Here is a 969-nt window from a genome sequence, read left to right as displayed (position 1 = left end):
CACAGCATGTGTGTTTTTGTGTACGGGAGTATCACCCTGTACCCTGCGACTTTCCAGACGCTTCCACTAACACACAAGCTGATTCAGGCTCTGGGCTGCTCCCCGTTCGCTCGCCGCTACTGGGGGAATCTCGGTTGATTTCTTTTCCTCGGGGTACTTAGATGTTTCAGTTCCCCCGGTTCGCCTTGCAGCACTATGTATTCATGCTGCAATGATGCACAGAGTGCACCGGGTTTCCCCATTCGGACATCGACGGCTGTAGCGGTTCATATCACCTTACCGTCGCTTTACGCAGATTAGCACGTCCTTCATCGCCTCTGACTGCCTGGGCATCCACCGTGTACGCTTAGTCGCTTAACCTCACAACCCACAGGCGTTTTACAACGCTGCGAATTGCAAGCATTTGAGAGACTCGAACGCATCGCCTTGTCATCCCTTATTACGGAGGAATGACGCGCTGCGTCGTTTCAATTTTCAGCTTGTTCCGGATTGTTAAAGAGCATAATACGTCGCAGCACACCGTCGCCGGTATGCTCTGAGGTATTTCAGAAAAAAACAGATAAACGGTATGGTGGAGCTAAGCGGGATCGAACCGCTGACCTCCTGCGTGCAAGGCAGGCGCTCTCCCAGCTGAGCTATAGCCCCATACAGTTACTGCAGAGACCACTACTACCACTCAACCGAGTACACTTCGTGAGAAATGCAATTCGTGCTCAGGCAAGGCATGTTTCCGCGAAGCATAGTGAACTATGCGAGCCGGAGACATAACGCAGCGTGAGTGCGAATTTGGTAGGCCTGAGTGGACTTGAACCACCGACCTCACCCTTATCAGGGGTGCGCTCTAACCACCTGAGCTACAAGCCTGTAGAGGTTTTTTCTGCTCGTTACTTTTTATCAGACAATCTGTGTGGACACTGCGCGGGAAGGTATCTTCAGGTAAGGAGGTGATCCAACCGCAGGTTCCCCTAC

The 969-nt window shown here is 52.2% G+C and carries 2 tRNA genes and 1 rRNA gene; all 3 read right to left on the bottom strand.

The annotated features are described in order from the left end of the window. Nucleotides 1-360: ribosomal RNA gene (locus tag HFD87_RS22760) — 23S ribosomal RNA — on the bottom strand; the annotation flags it as partial. A gap of 209 nt (nucleotides 361-569) precedes the next feature. Beyond that, nucleotides 570-645, bottom strand: a tRNA-Ala gene (locus HFD87_RS22755). Nucleotides 646-787: 142 nt separating this feature from the next. Further along, nucleotides 788-864, bottom strand: a tRNA-Ile gene (locus HFD87_RS22750). Between the last annotated feature and the right edge of the window lie 105 nt (nucleotides 865-969).

The organism is Pantoea sp. EKM21T (assembly GCF_011800405.1).
Taxonomy (GTDB): domain Bacteria; phylum Pseudomonadota; class Gammaproteobacteria; order Enterobacterales; family Enterobacteriaceae; genus Pantoea; species Pantoea agglomerans.
This window is presented reverse-complemented; position numbering and strand designations above follow the sequence as displayed.